Here is a 16587-nt window from a genome sequence, read left to right on the forward strand (position 1 = left end):
CGGCCCCGTCAATTTGTGTGTCGACGCTGAAACCCTGGGGCCGCTGTGCGGCCCTTTCGCGGCACAAGGCCGCTCCTACAAAGGGTTGCGGCAGTTGGCAAAGGCCGGGGTGATGGCCGGTCGCCTCATACCCCTTGCCAAAAGTTTGGAATACCATAATATGATATCCCGTAGACCTTGAATCTGCAGGCCGGCACCTACAATCACAAACGGCCACCAAGACACTTTGTTTTAGCTGCTCCCCGAACACTGTTGGCGGGCGCACCACAAGCCCCGCCTCGAATAACAAAAGCAACGAGGGCGTAACCATGCTGTTGAGCAAACGTGTAACCGCAGTGCTGTCCGCCAGCCTGCTGACCCTGGCATGTCAGGCCGCCGAGGCCGCTGACAGCCTGAACTTCGTCAGCTGGGGCGGTACCACCCAGGACGCCCAGAAAGAAGCGTGGGCCGTACCCTTCACCAAAGCCACCGACATCAAGGTCGTGCAGGACGGCCCCACCGACTACGGCAAGCTCAAGGCCATGGTCGAAAGCGGCAACGTGCAATGGGACGTGGTCGATGTCGAAGCCGACTTTGCCCTGCGCGCCGCCAGCGAAGGCCTGCTGGAACCCCTCGACTTCACCCAGATCAAGCGCGACAAGATCGACCCGCGCTTCGTCTCCGACCATGGCGTCGGCTCGTTCTTCTTCTCCTTCGTACTGGGCTACAACGAAGGCAAGCTCGGTGCCAACAAGCCGGTGGACTGGACTGCACTGTTCGACACCAAGACCTACCCGGGCAAACGCGCCCTGTACAAATGGCCCAGCCCAGGCGTGCTGGAACTGGCCCTGCTGGCCGACGGCGTAGCGCCGGACAAGCTGTACCCGCTGGACCTGGACCGCGCCTTCAAGAAACTCGACACCATCAAGAAAGATATCGTCTGGTGGGGCGGTGGCGCCCAGTCGCAGCAGCTGCTGGCCTCGGGTGAAGCCTCGCTCGGCCAGTTCTGGAACGGCCGTGTCTATGCCCTGCAGCAAGACGGTGCACCGGTAGGTGTGAGCTGGAAACAGAACCTGGTCATGGCCGACTTCCTGGTCATCCCCAAAGGCGCAAAGAACAAGGACGCGGCCATGAAGTTTCTGGCCAACGCCAGCAGCGCCGAAGGCCAGGCCGAGTTCGCCAACAAGACCGCCTACGCCCCGGTCAACGTCGACAGCGTGGCCAAGCTGGACAAGGACCTTGCGCCCAACCTGCCAACTGCCTACGCCCAGGACCAGGTCACCCTCGACTTCGCCTACTGGGCCAAGAACGGTCAGGCCATCGCGGCCCGCTGGAATGAGTGGTTGGTCAAATGAAAGTCGCCATCAACGCCCTGCATAACGCGCAAGGTGCCCCTACGGGCACCGGCGCCCCCGGGACGGCCCCTCGCCGCGCCAGCATGAGCCAGCGCTGGAAGGGCAGCCGCAACCTGCTGCCGGCCCTGCTGTTCCTTGGCCTGTTCTTCTTCGCCCCACTGGTCGGCCTGTTGCTGCGCGGGGTGCTGGAGCCAACGCCGGGGCTGGGCAACTACGAGCAGCTGTTCGCCAACTCGGCCTACGCACGGGTGCTGTTCAACACCTTCTCGGTGGCCGGTGTGGTCACCCTGATCAGCGTGCTGCTGGGCTTCCCGCTGGCCTGGGCGATCACCCTGGTGCCCAAGGGCTGGGGCCGCTGGCTGCTGAACATCGTGCTGCTGTCGATGTGGACCAGCCTGCTGGCGCGCACCTACTCGTGGCTGGTGTTGCTGCAAAGCTCGGGTGTGATCAACAAGGCGTTGATGGCCATGGGTATCATCGATACCCCGCTGGAAATGGTGCACAACCTCACCGGCGTGGTAATCGGCATGAGCTACATCATGATCCCGTTCATCGTGCTGCCGCTGCAGGCCACCATGCACGCCATCGACCCGATGGTGCTGCAGGCCGGGTCCATCTGCGGCGCCAGCCCGTGGACCAACTTCTGGAAGGTGTTCCTGCCACTGTGCCGTTCGGGGCTGTTCTCCGGCGCGCTGATGGTGTTCGTGATGTCGCTCGGTTACTACGTCACCCCGGCACTGCTGGGCGGGGCGCAGAACATGATGCTGCCCGAATTCATCATCCAGCAGGTGCAGTCGTTCCTTAACTGGGGCCTGGCCAGCGCCGCTGCCGCACTGCTGGTGGCGATCACCCTGGTGCTCTTCTACCTGTACCTGAAGCTGCAGCCGGAATCCCCGGTTGGCAACGCGAGGTAAACCGCCATGCTCCTGTCTCCCAATGCCATGGGCCGCCCGCTGCGTACGGGCCTGTACCTGACCACCGGGGTCATTGCGGCCTTCCTGCTGCTGCCGGTGGTGTTCATCGTGTTGCTGTCGTTCGGCTCGTCCCAGTGGCTGGTGTTTCCGCCCCCGGGCTGGACCTTCAAGTGGTACGGCCAGTTCTTCTCCAACCCGGAGTGGATGGACGCCGCACTGGCCAGCCTGAAAGTGGCCGTGCTGACCACCGTCGCCGCCGTGCTGCTGGGCCTGCCCAGCGCATTCGCCCTGGTGCGTGGCCGCTTCCCCGGCCGCGAGCTGCTGTACGGGCTGTTCACCATGCCGATGATCGTGCCGCTGGTGATCATCGCCGTGGCGGTGTACGCACTGTTTCTCAAGCTCGGCTACACCGGCACGCTGTTCGCCTTCGTGGTCAGCCACGTGATCGTCGCCCTGCCCTTCACCATCATCTCGATCATCAACTCGCTGAAGCTGTTCGACCAGTCGATCGAGGATGCGGCGGTGATCTGCGGTGCCTCGCGCCTGCAGGCGATTTTCAAGGTCACCTTTCCGGCCATTCGCCCGGGGATGATCGCTGGCGGCCTGTTCGCCTTCCTGGTGTCGTGGGATGAGGTGGTGCTGAGTGTGATGATGGCCAGCCCCGACCTGCAGACCCTGCCGGTGAAGATGTGGACCACCCTGCGCCAGGACCTGAGCCCGGTCATCGCCGTGGCCTCGACCCTGCTGATCGGCCTGTCGCTGCTTGTCATGTTCATTGCCGCCGCCTTGCGCCGGCGCACCGAAACAAACGCCTGAGCGCGCGGAGAAAACAACAATGAGTGCAGTGATCAAAGACAACGCGCCAGGCAAGACCCTGGTCAGCCTGCGCGGCCTGAACAAGCACTACGGCGACTTCACCGCCGTGGACAACCTCGACCTGGAAATCCAGGACGGCGAGTTCCTGACCTTCCTCGGTTCCAGCGGCTCGGGCAAATCCACCACCCTGTCGATGCTGGCCGGCTTCGAAACCCCCAGCAGCGGCGAAATCCTGGTCGATGGCCAGTCGCTGGTGAATGTACCGCCGCACAAGCGTGACATCGGCATGGTGTTCCAGCGTTATTCGCTGTTCCCACACCTGAACGTGCGCGACAACATCGCCTTCCCGCTGGCCATCCGCAAGCTGAGCGGCAGCGAGACCAACAAGCGGGTCGACGCCATGCTCAAGTTGGTACAGCTGGAGCAGTTCGCCCACCGCAAGCCGTCGCAGATGTCTGGCGGGCAACAGCAGCGCGTGGCGATTGCCCGGGCACTGGTGTACGAACCACGCATCCTGCTGATGGACGAGCCGCTCGGCGCGCTGGACAAGAAACTGCGCGAAGACCTGCAGGACGAACTGCGCCAACTGCACCGCCGGCTGGGTATCACCATTGTCTACGTCACCCATGACCAGGAGGAAGCCATGCGCCTGTCGCAGCGCATCGCCATCTTCAGCCATGGCAAGATCGTCGGCCTGGGCACCGGTTACGACCTGTACCAGAACCCACCGAATGCCTTTGTCGCCTCATTCCTGGGCAACTCCAACTTCCTGCGCATCAAGGCCAGCAGCAATGGCGCCGGCAGCTTCGAGGGCCAACCAGTGGCCATTCGCCTGACCCCGGGCCTGGCCGCCTCGCAAGATGCACTGATCATGGTGCGCCCGGAAAAAGCCCTGGCCCTGACCGCCGAACAGGCTGCGCGCGAGCCGCTGCCGGCGGGCTGGAACGAGGTCAGTGCCAAGGTTGGCGAAGTGCTGTTCCTGGGTGAAAGCCAGACCTGCCATGTGGTGACTGCAGGGGGTACCGAGCTGACGGTGAAGGCACTGTCGGCCGCGGGCATGCCGATGCAGCCGGGCGACAGCGTGAAAGTGCGCTGGGCGGTGGCGGATGCGTGCATCTATACCGAGTGGGCCGAGAGTGACCTGAGCAAATCCGCCGGGGCGCATTGAGATAACCGGGGCCGCTTTGCGGCCCTATCGCGACGCAAGGCCGCTCCCACAAGGAATCGCGGTCGCCTGTGGGAGCGGCCTTGTGTCGCGAATGGAGGGCAGAGCCCTCCCCTACGGACTGTCACATTATCATCACGCCACTGTCGTAATCTGCCGGCCAACTCTATGCCACAGGGCCACCCGGCATGCCCCGCCTGCTTGTATTGCTGCTCACCCTGATCCCGTTTGCGACCTTGGCCGAGCCCATGCACATGCGTGCGCAAGGCTCCAACACCATCGGCGCGGCCTTGCTGCCAGCGCTGGTGCAGGGGCAATTGCGCGCGCAGCAAGCCACCGCCATCGAGCAGCAACCCGGCAAGCGGGCCAACGAGACCGTGATCACCGCACGCGATGCACATGGCCAATCCGTGCGCATCGACATCGCCGCCCACGGGTCCAGCACCGGCTTCGCCGCCCTCGGCCGTGGCGACGCCGACCTGGCAGCTGCCTCGCGGCCGATCAACGACAGCGAGGTGCGCCAGCTTCAGGCCCTTGGCGACCTGCGTGCTGCCAGCGCCGAGCAAGTGATCGGGCTGGACGGTGTCGCGGTCATCGTCCACCCCGACAACCCGCTACCTCGGTTGAACACGCAGCAACTGGCGCAGATTTTCTCCGGGCAGATCCAACGCTGGGAGCAATTGGGCATTGCTGGCGGCGCCATCCACCTGTACGCCCGTGACGACCGCTCCGGCACCTTCGAGACGTTCAAGGCGCTGGTGCTAGAGCCCCAGCACAACGAGCTATCAGCCAAGGCCCGGCGTTTCGAGTCCAGTGACGAACTGGCCGCGCAGGTGGCCACCGACCGCAAGGCCATCGGCTTCAGCAGCCTGGCTGCGGTGCACGGGGCCAAGGTGCTGGCGGTAGCCGAAGGTGACGCACCGGCCATGCTGCCGGAGCGCGCGCTGGTAGCCAGTGAAGATTACCCGCTGTCACGGCGCCTGTACTTCTACTTGCCGGCCAACCCCAAGCCACAGGCCAGGGCCCTGGCCGACTTTGCCCAGAGCCCGGCCGGCCAGGCGATCGTCGCCCAGCAGGGCTTTGTTTCGCAGCAGATCAAGGCCCTGGCAGTAGCGCCCCTGGCCGACATGCCGCCGCGCTACCGCACCCTGGCCCAGCGGGCGCAACGGCTGAGCGTGAACTTCCGTTTCCAGGAAGGCAGCGCCAGCCTCGACAACAAGGCCCTGCGCGACGTGCAGCGGGTGGCCGAGTACCTGCGCCAGGCTGGCAAGCTGCAGAGCAAAGCGGTGCTGGTAGGGTTTGGCGACCCCAAGGAAACGCCTGGCCGCGCCGCCCTGCTCTCGCGCCTTCGGGCCCAGGCAGTGCGCCGCGAGCTGGCGCGCGATGGCGTGGAGTTGCTGGAAGTGACGGGTATGGGCGATGAACTGCCGGTGGCCGGCAATGAGCTGGAGCAAGGGCGACTGCGCAATCGGCGGGTCGAGGTGTGGGTGTATTGAATTGATGCAGGGGGCTCTGGCAAAGAAATGTAACAGCTCCCCATTCGGTATCTCCTGCAATCGGGTCTAGGCTCAAATTCATGTGATACCGGGCCCCTCTGACGGCTGCCAAGCCGCCATGTCGGATCACTGTTGCCATGCAACGTCGACATTCAAGGAGGGGCTCATGACAGCTCTGCAAGCATTCCTCACCACCCCTGTACTCGGTACCAACGCCTGGTTGTGGCTGGTGTTCATGGCCATCGTCATCGGTTTGCTGGTGCTCGACCTGGGCGTGCTGCACCGCCACGACCGGGAAATCGAAATGCGCGAAAGCCTGCTGCTGTACACGGGCTACTTCAGCGTTGGCGTATTGTTCGGCGCCGGGGTCTGGTACCAGCTGGGCGCCCAGTCGGCGCTGGAGTTCTACACCGGTTTCCTGGTCGAGCAGTCGCTGTCGATGGACAACGTGTTCGTCATGGCGATGATCTTCAGCTACTTTGCCATCCCCCGACGCTACCAGCATCGTGTGCTGTTCTGGGGCATCCTGGGGGTGGTGTTCCTGCGGGCGATCATGATTGGCGTGGGCGCCGCGCTGGTGCAGAACTTTGCCTGGGTGCTGTATATCTTCGGTGCCTTCCTGCTGTTTACCGGGGTGAAGATGGCGCTATCGAAGGAAGACAGCCACCCTGATCTGGCCAACAACCCGATCCTCAAGTTCGTTCGCCGGCACATGCGGGTCACCGACCAGATCCACGGTTCGCACTTCTTCGTACACCAGACCCCGGCCGGCCACAGCAAGGCGCTGCGCTATGCCACCCCGTTGTTCCTGGCACTGGTGCTGATCGAGTTGGCCGACCTGGTGTTTGCCGTCGACAGCGTGCCCGCAATCTTCGCCATTACCCAGGACCCCTTCATTGTCTACACCTCGAACATCTTTGCCATTCTTGGGCTGCGTTCGTTGTACTTCGCGCTGTCGGCGTTGATGCACCGGTTTGTTTACCTCAAGTATGCGTTGGCGCTGGTGCTTATCTTTATTGGTTGCAAGATTTTCTATCACGGCATGGTGGGCAAGGTGCCGGCGCTGCTGTCGTTGGGGGTGACGTTCGGGTTGTTGCTGGGTGGGGTGGTGGTTTCGTTGGTGAAGACGCGGGGGGAGAAGGCGGAGATACAACCCAAACAGCCTGCGAATGCCGGTGGTGAATTTAGCAATAAAAAGGAAGACCCGCAGATGCGGGTCTGAAGCTACGAATCTGGGCGGAGATCATTTCTTTATAATGAAATAACCCACCCCCCCCCAGACTGATGAGATCAGGATCAGCCAAAGAGCTGCCCCTAATTTTCGCCTCAACTTGGGCGGAAACCTTTCAAGTTCCGCCTCGTCCAACCATCCCAAGCGCAAATGAAGCCAAGGAAATGTAACCAACGCGCTTACCGTGCTCATCAGTAGACATCGAGACCTCAGATTCCCGCCGCCCCACACGGGCTTCATCTGTTCCAGGTAGGGATTGCTGCTAATTGCTGAAAGAGCGATATCAAAATCCGTCGACAGCGCAATCTGTACATTCATAGCGATACCGACAAGGCCGATAATGAAGGGCGCAACTAAGAAAGCTATTCGCAAGTATGGCGACCAGCTATCAAAGTCAATCATCCATCACCTCATAAATCACTTCACCGACCTTCTCGCCAGCTGCGCCAATACCCATAGAGCCTGCCGCAGAGCCGGCGCTAACCAGGACAATCCCGCATACGGGAACACCAAGGCCGCCGGTACCCACCGCGAAAACACCGCATAGCGCGGCAGCGGCAGCACCTGCGATGTAACCTCCCACCATCCCTCCTCCTAAGCCACCAGCGAAACTGCCCGTTTCGGTGAATCGGACTTTCCGGCAGTCATCAGTTTCACCTGCAACACAGACCTCTTGCACTTTCAGATAAGATGACGTAGCCCCCAGCCCAATTGCAGCATACCCACCATATTCAAGATACTTGCTCAGCCGCGCCACCTTATCCAGATGCGTTGCATACCCCGGAATCTGCCCCGGCCCGCCCGCTTTCGACCAGTGATGGACTAGACTCTTGGTCGAAATATTCAAGCTCCTACTCAAGCGCTCATAGCTCCCAAGGTTCAACTGCTTGTTCAAAAATGCCGTTTTCAACTGTCCATCCAGCTGCTGCAGAAGCCGCCGCCGTTCAGCGAAAAAGCCCGGGCTGTTCAAATGGCCGTGGCGCATGAACTCCCGCTGATGCAACTGCTCGATACTGGTCAATGTATGACTGACCTGTTTCAAACCTTGATCGAGCATGTCCTTGCCGACGCCCATGGACAGACTGGCGTTGCTGAGCAAGCCGGCGATTTCGGCCTGGTGGTGCATCATGAAATCCGCTTCGGCGTAGTCGAGCACCTCCAAAGCACGTCGTGCATGCTGCGCAGCCGCCATCAGTTCTCCCTCTTCGCGCGTACAGGCATTGGCGTTGTCAGGATCACCGATAACGAAGATTTCCCCAGCCTTGAAGCCTTGCTCAAACGTCGGGTTGAGCCGCTGCAACCGGGAGATCGGCAAAGTGGCATCGTGCTCGGCCAGTTGCAGCAGCACCTGGGGGAACGACATGCGTCGAGGAACTACATAGAAGCCAGGCTCTAGCGAATCGGGCAGTGCCCCTACGACGGGTCGGGAGAAGCGCCCGGGGTAGGCGGTGGCTGACGGCTGATTAAAGTGGGTATTGGTACCCCCCGCAATGGAATACATGGACGGCGGTGCTTCATATAACGGTGCGACCACCCGGTTGATCCCCGGCGCACAGCCACAGGCAACCAACGCACCATCCATGGCCACCCGCTGGCCATCGGAAATAAAGTGATCCACACCTTCAGCGACAATTCCCACCTGCCCACAAAGAGGGCATGGCGTGGTGTGGTCGCCTTCACGGAGCACCATTCGGCCTTCGTCCAGGTAGCCCGCCCCGGTCGCAATACAGACAGCACCCGTTGTAGTGACATCACCATCTACCGCCTGACCCTTTCCCTCCAAATTGACGCGCATCCCTAAACTCCCTGTACCTGGTTAGGGTTGAAAACCTATCACCAGCAAGGGAAATTCAGGGGGCCTCAGCCGAAATTCGGATACCTCCTACACATTGCGGGAGTTTGTGCGATCACTGTGGGAGCGGGTTCACCCGCGAAGAGGCCGGCTCAGGCTGACGACTTCATCGCCCGCTACGCAACAGCTCCACCGGCACATACTTGCCAATTTCATATTTGCCAATCGCCGCCCGGTGCACTTCATCCGGCCCGTCGGCCAGGCGCAGGGTGCGCTGCATGGCGTACATGTAGGCCAGCGGAAAATCGCCGCTCACCCCTGCCCCGCCATGCATCTGGATCGCCCGGTCGATCACCTTCAACGCCACGTTTGGCGCCACCACCTTGATCTGCGCGATTTCGCTGCGGGCCACCTTGTTGCCGACGGTGTCCATCATGTACGCCGCCTTCAACGTCAACAGCCGCGCCATGTCGATTTCCATGCGTGAGTCGGCGATCTTGTCGACGTTGCCACCCAGCCGTGCGAGGGGCCGACCAAAAGCAGTACGCTCCACCGAGCGCTTGCACATCAGCTCCAGCGCACGCTCGGCCATGCCGATCGAGCGCATGCAGTGGTGGATACGGCCTGGGCCAAGGCGCCCTTGGGCAATCTCGAAGCCGCGCCCCTCGCCGAGCAGCACATTTTCATAAGGCACCCGTACGTTCTCGAAAAGCACCTCGGCGTGGCCATGAGGGGCATCGTCATAGCCGAACACAGGCAACGGGCGGACGATCTTCACGCCCGGCGCATCGGTGGGCACCAGCACCATCGAATGCTGCTGGTGGCGTGGGCCTTCAGGGTCGGACAGGCCCATGAAGATCATGACCTTGCAACGCGGGTCGCAGGCGCCGGAGGTCCACCATTTGCGGCCATTGATAACCCATTCGTCGCCGTCACGCACGGCAGTGGCGGCCATATTGGTCGCGTCCGAGGAGGCAACGTCGGGCTCGGTCATGGCAAACGCCGAGCGGATCTCACCGCGCAACAACGGCTCCAGCCACTGGCGTTTCTGCGCTTCACTGCCATAACGCACCAGCACTTCCATGTTGCCGGTGTCCGGCGCAGAGCAGTTGAACGGCTCTGGTCCGAGCAAGGAACGGCCCATGATTTCCGCCAGCGGGGCGTATTCCAGGTTGCTCAGGCCGGCGCCGTATTCCGATTCGGGCAAGAACAGGTTCCACAGCCCTTCGGCGCGGGCCTTGGCCTTGAGTTCTTCCATGATTGCCGTGGGCTGCCAGCGGTCGCCCTCGGCAACCTGGCGCTCGAACACGGCTTCGGCGGGGTACACGTAGGCGTCCATGAACGCAGTAACGCGCTCGCGCAGTGCCTGGACCTTGGGCGAATAGGCGAAATCCATCGGGGCTACCTTCACGGTTCGGAGTACATGCGCAGAGCCTAGAGCAGCGCGACCCCATCCACCTAGTCTATTTTCCGCGTGTATAAACATTCATAACCGATATATGATCGGCCAATAATTCCAACAAAGAGCGGCGCCCATGAACCTCAGCAAGGTCGACCTCAACCTGTTCATCGTGTTCGATGCGATCTACACCGAAGCCAACCTGACCCGCGCCGGTCAGATTGTCGGCATTACCCAGCCTGCAGTGTCCAACGCCCTTTCGCGGCTGCGCGAAACCTTCAACGACCCGCTGTTCGTGCGCACCGCACAAGGTATGGTGCCCACGCCGATGGCGCAGAACATCATCGGCCCGGTGCGCAACGCCCTGGCACTGTTGCGTACGTCGGTGCAGGAAAGCCGCATCTTCAACCCGCAACAGGCCAACAAAACCTTCCGCATCAGCATGACCGACCTGACCGAGGCGGTCATCCTGCCGCCGCTGTTCCAGCGCCTGCGCCGCCTGGCGCCGGCGGTGCTGATCGAAAGCTTCCTGTGCAAGCGCCGCGAGACCACCAAGGAACTCGCCGCGGGCCGCCTGGACTTCGCCATCGACGCCCCCCTGAACACCGACCCGCAGGTGCGCCACGTCAAGCTGATGCAAGACCGCTATGTGTGCGCCCTGCGCCAGGGCCACCCACTCGCTGACAGCAAACTGACCCTCGACAGCTACCTGGGCATGACCCATATCCATATTTCCAGCCGCCGTAATGGCCTGGGTTACGTCGACCTGGCGCTGGGCAAGATGGGTGTTCAGCGCAAGGTCGCCCTGCGTTCGCAGCACTACCTGATGGCCTCGCAGGTGTTGCAGCAGACCGACATGGCGATGACCGTTCCCGAGCGTTTCGCCCGTCGCCATCAGTTGCGTTACCAGCCACTGCCAGTGGAGGTGCCCGCACTGGAAACGCACCTGTACTGGCATGAAAGCACTGATCAGGACCCGGCCAACCGCTGGATGCGCGAGCAGATCACCGAATTGTGCGAACGCGTGGTAGCCGAGGAAGAGAAAGCCCTGCAGCCCGCCTGAAGCTGCCTACGAGGGGCGGCCCATCAGCCTCGCCCCTCCCGAAGAAAGATATTCTACCAACGGTTCGAAATAGAGAAATTTTTCTCACACCCATTGAGAAAAAAGCGGCGGGAAGCGAAAAATATCTCAGCCATGGCGGATACGCTTACCCCAACTATCGCCGATTTCACGGCGACAGACATGGACCCGCCCCAATGCCCAGCGCCCCACTTTATTTCGATTACGCCGCCACCACCCCCGTCGACAATCGGGTCATCGAAACCATGCTTGCCTGCCTTGGCAGCGAGGCCAACTTCGGCAACCCGGCGTCCAGTGGCCACGCCTACGGCCAGGCGGCTCGACAGGCCGTGGAGCAAGCCCGCCAGCAAGTGGCCGAGCGCGTCGGCGCGCAAGCCGACAACTTGGTCTGGACGTCGGGCGCTACCGAATCCAACAACCTGGCACTCAAAGGCATTGCCCAAGGCTTCGACCAGCCTGGGCACCTGATCACTAGCCAACTGGAGCACAAAGCCGTGCTCGACACGGTGGCCGAACTGGAGCGCCAAGGCTGGGCCGTGACCCGCCTGACGCCGGATGCCGCCGGCCTGATCCCGCCTGCAAGCGTGCAGGCAGCGTTGCGCGCCGATACCCGCCTGGTATCGTTGATGGCGGTCAACAACGAGCTGGGCACGGTTACCGATTTTGCCGCCATTGGCCAACAGGTGCGTGCCCACGGTGCCCTGCTGCACGTGGATGCCGCACAGGCCGTAGGCAAGCTCGCCATCGACCTGAACGCGATGGCCGTGGACCTGATGTCGTTCTCGGCGCACAAGGTTTACGGGCCAAAAGGGATCGGCGCGCTGTATGTCGGGCCACGCGCCCGTACGCTGATGCGTGCGCAGATGCACGGCGGCGGCCATGAGCAGGGCCTGCGTTCCGGCACCCTGGCAACCCATCAGATCGCCGGCATGGGCAGCGCCTTTGCCCTGGCCGGCCAACCAGGTGACAGCGAGCACCAGCGCCTTGAGCAATTGGCCACGCGCCTGCGCGAGGGCCTGCTGGCTTTACCCGGCGTGACCCTCAACGGCAGCCCCAGCCAACGCATCCCCCACACCCTGAACCTGTGCATCGACAGCAAGGGCTTCAACAGCGCGGCACTGGCCAGCGAGCTGGCCTTGTCGACCACCTCGGCCTGTAACTCGGCGAGCAACGCCGCCTCGCATGTACTGCTGGCACTGGGGCTGGACGAACGTCAGGCACGCAACAGTGTGCGCTTGAGCATCGGCCGATTCACCACCGAGGCGCAAGTGGACCAGGCGCTGGCAGTGTTTGGTCGAGTGCTGACGACGGCGTCGGCTGCACTGTGGTGAACACACGCTAGAACAAGCGGCTGTCCGGGGTAAAATCCTCGACCTGGATTTTCGCGCGCTGCGCCTGTGGGTGCCGTGGGTTGAACAGGTAGTTGATGGTGCTGGGCATGATCGCGCTCGGCACCGGCAGCAACAATGCCGAGCAGTCATCCAGAAAGCGATTGCCCAGCGCCCGGGTCAACTCAGGCTGAGCGGACCAGCCGGGCTCCAAGGCCGGCAGCTGCGCCTGTGAAACCGTTTCGGGCAATTCGATGCGGATCAGGCGCATGGTGGTAGGAAAATCCTCGGGGTCGATCTCCAGGTGCACCAGCACCTCGAGCATGGCCCCGGAAGGGCTGGTGGCGGCATACACTACCGGCCGGCCCGCCTGGTGCCAGCGGCCGCTTACACGCAAGCCCCCTGTGCCGCTCAAATCTGCATAAGCGCTGATACGCCACAGAATCACAGGCCAAAGCCCTCGGCAATCTGCAGCAACATCTCTTCGACCTGAGTGGTGCCTTGCTGGGTGGTGAGCATCTGCATCGGCGTCAGCCCCGAGAAGCGTTCCTTGGGCTTGGACAGCCAGCGCTTGGCCTTGTCCGCTTCGCCGAACACGGCTTCGGCCATGGCGGTGATGTGGGCCGAGCGGAACAGCCGATCACTCTCTTCCACGGTCAGCGGCTGGTCACGCTCGATACGGGTTTTGAGGGTGCGCAGGGGAATGATCTGGTCCCGCTCCACCGGCGTGAATACACCGCGCTCAGTCAGCTTCACCAGCCAGGTGGCAGCAAAACCATGGGTGATGCGGGTGTGGATTTCGAAGTCACTGGCAAGTTCGGGTATTTCCAGCAGCGCCTGCAGGCGCGCCCGGTACTCGTGGTAACCGTTGTCGCGAAGCACTTCGGCAAGCATGGCATACTCCTGTTTCGGCGTTTGCCGACAAGTATGCGGTATTCACCGGATCATTGCCAGTTTGCCTGGCCCCCTTGGTTGTGGGGGCACTGCGCCCCCACACCTTTAGAAGGTACCCGGATACGCCCCGCCATCGATCAGCAGGCTCTGCCCGGTGATATAACCGGCATGCGTACTGCACAGGAACGCACAGTACGCGCCAAACTCCCCGGCATCGCCAAAGCGCGCCGCCGGGATGGCCTTGCGCCTGGCCTGGGCAGTCGCTTGCACATCGCCACCCGCCGCCTGCAAAGTCTTTTGCAAACGCGCCGTGTCGAACGCCCCAGGCAGCAGGTTGTTCAGTGTCACATTGCTGCCCGCCAGGCGCTGCTGCCGGGCCAGGCCGGCAATGAAACCGGTCAGGCCACTGCGGGCGCCGTTGGACAAACCGAGAATGTCGATCGGCGCCTTCACCGCGCCAGAAGTGATATTCACTACCCGGCCAAAACCGCGCTCGGCCATGCCGTCGACCACCGCCTTGATCAGCTCGATGGGGGTGAGCATGTTGGCGTCCAGCGCCTTCAGCCAGTCGTCACGCCCCCAGTCACGGAAGTCCCCCGGTGGCGGGCCACCGGCGTTGTTGACCAGGATGTCGACCTGTGGGCAGGCCCCCAACAGCGCCTGACGCACCTGGGCATCGGCCACATCGCCGGCCACGGTACGCACCTCGATGCCTGGGCATGCCGCCCGCAACTCGCTGGCGGTCTGCTCCAGGGTGGCTTGGGTGCGGGCATTGATGACCAGGTTCACGCCTTCTTTGCCAAGCGCCTCGGCGCAGCCTTTGCCCAGGCCTTGGCTGGCCGCGCAGACGATGGCCCAGCGGCCGGTAATGCCTAGATCCATTGGGTTGCTCCTTGATGAAATGGGGTTACAGGGGTACTGGCAGGCCGTGCCGGGGGTAATCTAGAGCACAGGCAGGGGCGCCGATAATGAAAAGAGCTGATCCACCAATAACCATCGCTTATCCCCACCAGCCCGCCAGCAATGGGCTGGAGGGCGAGCGCCGTCAAACTTCAATTGGCCGTCAATTCCTCTACCAGCAACCGCGCAGCTGGCGATAGCGGCGCCGCCACACGGTGCACGATGCCGAACGGCTCGCTCAACGCCCGTAGCTGCACCGCCAGCGACACCAGCAACCCGCGCTGCTCGGCAAAGGCCGCCACGGCACTGGGAATGACCGCGACCAGCGTCGGGTCATCCTCCAGCAGCATGAACGTCGCGAAGGTGGAGAAGGTTTCCAGCGGGTAGCGGGGCACCTCCACCCCTGCCTCGCTCAACTCGCGCTCCAGCGCCTGGCGCATGGGCATGTTCGCCGGGTAGACCACCCAGCGGTAATGGCTCAAGTCGCTGATCGCCAGTGCCGCTGCCCCGGCAAGCGGATGCTGGGGGTGCGCGACCACCACCAAAGGCTCCTGGGCGAGTTCGACAAAGGTATAGTCCGCCGCGTTGCGGCCCAGCCCCGGCCGGCAGATGGCCAGGTCCAGGCGCCCCTCGTCCAGCTGGGCGAGCAGGTTGGCGCTGGTATTCTCGGCAATTTCCACCGCCAGCTGCGGCTGCTTGCGGCGCAAGCGCCCCAAGGCCCTGACCAGTGTCGGCATGGCCCCCATGATGCTGCCCACCGCCAGACGCCCACCCTGACCTTGGACGATGCCTAGCACCTCTTCGCGCAAATGCCCCAGGTCGCTGTGGATCAGCCGCGCGTAGCGCACCACGCAACGGCCCACGTCGTTGGCTACCAGGCCGCTGGGCAGGCGCTGGAACAATGGTACCCCCAGCACTTCCTCCACCTCGCGCAACGCCTTGGTGGCCCCGGGCTGGGAAATGGCCATGGCTTCGGCCGCCTTGTGCAGCGAACCACAGCGATCCAGCTCGATCAGCAGGCGCAACTGACGCAGGCGCAGGCGAGAAAAAATGGAATCCAGGGAAGGGATCATCAGGCAGGCTCGACATGGGTCTTGTAATGCCGAGCACTATAGAGCGTCGTCAACGGGGGGGCATTGAGTTTTAAGCAAATGACCCTTGATCGCAGAACACGCATGCCACATTTCGCTGTAGGAGCAGCCTTGTGCTGCGAAGAGGCCGGTTCAGGCGATGCATTAGTGTCGCTCGTACTGGCCTCTTCGCAGCACAAGGCTGCTCCTACAGACAAGCGTAACGCTGTAAAACGGGGTAATGATCTGCCACCACCGAAAGCGGCTCCTGCCTCTATGGTTGGTGCTCACAACGAATGGATGCGAGGTGCACAACATGGATCGAGCCGAAGCAAATCTCTTGCGGCGGGGGCGTTTTTCCGAACCTGGCAGGTTGTACTTGCTAACCACTGTTACCCACCAGCGCAGGCCGTTATTCCACGATCTGCGAGCGGCACGCCTGGTCATCAGGGAGTTGAGGCACTCGGACTTCCTCGGCGACTGCCGCTCACTTGCCTGGGTGTTGATGCCTGATCACTTGCATTGGCTGATAGAGTTGCATGCCATCACTTTGAGCAGCCTGATGCGGCAGTTCAAATCCCGCTCAGGCACAGCATTGTGCAAAGCGGGCATTTGCCCAGGCCAGGCCTGGCAGCGTGGCTATCATGACCGGGCGCTGCGCATGGAGGACGATACACGCAAGGTGGCCCGGTACATTGTTGCCAACCCTTTGCGGGCAGGTCTGGCAACACAGATTGGCGATTATCCCCACTGGGACGCAGTGTGGCTCACAGACGCTGACAGCCTGCACAACTCCTTGTAGGAGCAGCCTTGTGCTGCGAAGAGACCGGTTCAGGCGATGCATCAGTGTCGCTCGTACCGGCCTCTTCGCAGCACAAGGCTGCTCCTACAGACAAGCGTATCGCCGTGAAACGGGGTAATGATCTGCCAACACCGAAAGCGGCTCCAGCCTCTATGCGTGGATTGGCGATTATCCCCACTGGGACGCAGTGTGGCTCACAGACGCTGACAGCCTGCACAACTCCTTGTAGGAGCTGCCTTGTGCTGCGAAGAAGCCGGTTCAGGCGATGCATCAGTGTCGCTCGTACTAGCCTCTTCGCAGCACAAGGCTGCTCCTACAGACAAGCGTATCGCCGTGAAACGGGGTAATGATCTGCCAACACCGAA

Annotated in this window: 16 protein-coding genes; 9 read left to right on the forward strand and 7 right to left on the reverse strand. The window is 62.3% G+C overall.

Annotated features, from left to right (window positions below; translation table 11 throughout):
* Positions 1 to 308 precede the first annotated feature (308 nt).
* From SB765_RS05260 to SB765_RS05285, 6 genes are all read left to right on the forward strand, one after another.
* Positions 309 to 1334, forward strand: coding sequence for an ABC transporter substrate-binding protein (locus SB765_RS05260; RefSeq protein WP_410931045.1), 1026 nt, complete (start codon positions 309 to 311; stop codon positions 1332 to 1334).
* Complete coding sequence (locus SB765_RS05265; protein ID WP_341798339.1) at positions 1331 to 2248, forward strand: ABC transporter permease; 918 nt, start codon at positions 1331 to 1333, stop codon at positions 2246 to 2248. Before SB765_RS05260 ends, SB765_RS05265 begins: the two co-directional genes overlap by 4 nt.
* A gap of 6 nt (positions 2249 to 2254) precedes the next feature.
* Entirely contained in the window at positions 2255 to 3064 is an 810-nt protein-coding gene (locus SB765_RS05270) for an ABC transporter permease (protein WP_016499074.1), read from the forward strand.
* A gap of 19 nt (positions 3065 to 3083) precedes the next feature.
* Positions 3084 to 4232, forward strand: coding sequence for an ABC transporter ATP-binding protein (locus SB765_RS05275; protein WP_410910160.1), 1149 nt, complete (start codon positions 3084 to 3086; stop codon positions 4230 to 4232).
* Positions 4233 to 4417: 185 nt separating this feature from the next.
* Positions 4418 to 5725 carry a phosphate ABC transporter substrate-binding/OmpA family protein gene (locus tag SB765_RS05280; protein ID WP_341798337.1) on the forward strand — a complete coding sequence of 436 codons (1308 nt, stop codon included), beginning with the start codon at positions 4418 to 4420 and terminating at the stop codon, positions 5723 to 5725.
* 166 nt (positions 5726 to 5891) lie between these two features.
* Entirely contained in the window at positions 5892 to 6947 is a 1056-nt protein-coding gene (locus SB765_RS05285) for a TerC family protein (protein ID WP_410910159.1), read from the forward strand.
* Positions 6948 to 6968: 21 nt separating this feature from the next.
* Here SB765_RS05285 and SB765_RS05290 read toward each other — a convergent pair whose 3' ends face one another.
* The 3 genes from SB765_RS05290 to SB765_RS05300 form a co-directional block, all read right to left on the reverse strand.
* Positions 6969 to 7358, reverse strand: a complete 390-nt coding sequence (locus SB765_RS05290; RefSeq protein ID WP_410931046.1) for a hypothetical protein — start codon at positions 7356 to 7358, stop codon at positions 6969 to 6971.
* A complete protein-coding gene (locus tag SB765_RS05295; protein ID WP_410931047.1) occupies positions 7351 to 8751 on the reverse strand; it encodes a PAAR domain-containing protein in 1401 nt (466 codons plus the stop codon). Before SB765_RS05295 ends, SB765_RS05290 begins: the two co-directional genes overlap by 8 nt.
* Before the next feature lie 163 nt (positions 8752 to 8914).
* Positions 8915 to 10144 (reverse strand): acyl-CoA dehydrogenase, encoded by a 1230-nt coding sequence (locus SB765_RS05300; RefSeq protein ID WP_028613239.1) that lies wholly within the window; start codon positions 10142 to 10144, stop codon positions 8915 to 8917.
* A 139-nt stretch (positions 10145 to 10283) separates the two neighbouring features.
* On the opposite strand from SB765_RS05300, the gene SB765_RS05305 reads away from it, so the two are divergent.
* Together SB765_RS05305 and SB765_RS05310 are read left to right on the forward strand one after the other, a co-directional pair.
* Entirely contained in the window at positions 10284 to 11210 is a 927-nt protein-coding gene (locus tag SB765_RS05305; RefSeq protein WP_049274693.1) for a LysR family transcriptional regulator, read from the forward strand.
* 194 nt (positions 11211 to 11404) lie between these two features.
* Positions 11405 to 12559, forward strand: coding sequence for a cysteine desulfurase family protein (locus SB765_RS05310; RefSeq protein WP_410910155.1), 1155 nt, complete (start codon positions 11405 to 11407; stop codon positions 12557 to 12559).
* Between the two features lie 7 nt (positions 12560 to 12566).
* Here SB765_RS05310 and SB765_RS05315 read toward each other — a convergent pair whose 3' ends face one another.
* From SB765_RS05315 to SB765_RS05330, 4 genes are all read right to left on the reverse strand, one after another.
* Positions 12567 to 13004 carry an RES family NAD+ phosphorylase gene (locus SB765_RS05315; protein WP_410931048.1) on the reverse strand — a complete coding sequence of 146 codons (438 nt, stop codon included), beginning with the start codon at positions 13002 to 13004 and terminating at the stop codon, positions 12567 to 12569.
* On the reverse strand, positions 13001 to 13450 hold the full coding sequence (locus SB765_RS05320) for an antitoxin Xre/MbcA/ParS toxin-binding domain-containing protein (protein ID WP_016487684.1): 450 nt from the start codon (positions 13448 to 13450) through the stop codon (positions 13001 to 13003). The genes SB765_RS05315 and SB765_RS05320 overlap by 4 nt, the downstream gene beginning before the upstream one ends.
* A 105-nt stretch (positions 13451 to 13555) precedes the next feature.
* Positions 13556 to 14332, reverse strand: a complete 777-nt coding sequence (locus SB765_RS05325) for an SDR family oxidoreductase (RefSeq protein ID WP_410910153.1) — start codon at positions 14330 to 14332, stop codon at positions 13556 to 13558.
* A gap of 170 nt (positions 14333 to 14502) precedes the next feature.
* On the reverse strand, positions 14503 to 15423 hold the full coding sequence (locus SB765_RS05330; protein ID WP_410910152.1) for a LysR family transcriptional regulator: 921 nt from the start codon (positions 15421 to 15423) through the stop codon (positions 14503 to 14505).
* 313 nt (positions 15424 to 15736) lie between these two features.
* Here SB765_RS05330 and SB765_RS05335 point away from each other — a divergent pair, with 313 nt between their 5' ends.
* Positions 15737 to 16222: an REP-associated tyrosine transposase gene (locus SB765_RS05335; protein ID WP_341796021.1), complete on the forward strand. Its 486-nt coding sequence runs from the start codon at positions 15737 to 15739 to the stop codon at positions 16220 to 16222.
* Positions 16223 to 16587 lie beyond the last annotated feature (365 nt).

Origin of the sequence: Pseudomonas sp. SIMBA_067 (assembly GCF_046534675.1) — a bacterium.
Lineage (GTDB): Bacteria > Pseudomonadota > Gammaproteobacteria > Pseudomonadales > Pseudomonadaceae > Aquipseudomonas > Aquipseudomonas putida.